The 232-nt window shown below is 85.3% G+C and carries 1 pseudogene; it reads left to right on the top strand.

The features are described 5' to 3' along the window. Positions 1–232, top strand: a pseudogene (locus KVT14_RS21635) (xylose isomerase); the annotation flags it as partial.

Raw genomic sequence — 232 nt, 5'->3', positions numbered from 1 at the left:
CCCGCCGGCAGACGGCGCCGCCGGCCCCATCCCGACCCCCCCGCTCGCCGGGCGCGAGCCGTGGCCCCCCGACGACGACGCCGCGGCCACCGCCGCCCTCGCCGCGGTCCCCGCGGGGCTGCGCGACCTGGCCGCCCGCACCGGCCGCACCGCGCGGCTCGCGGTCGAGCCCGGGCCCGGCTGCGCCCTCGACATCGCCGCCGACGTGGTCGGCTGGGTCGAGCCCCGCCTC

Source organism: Cellulomonas sp. GbtcB1 (assembly GCF_019091725.1).
GTDB lineage: Bacteria > Actinomycetota > Actinomycetes > Actinomycetales > Cellulomonadaceae > Cellulomonas.
This window is presented reverse-complemented; position numbering and strand designations above follow the sequence as displayed.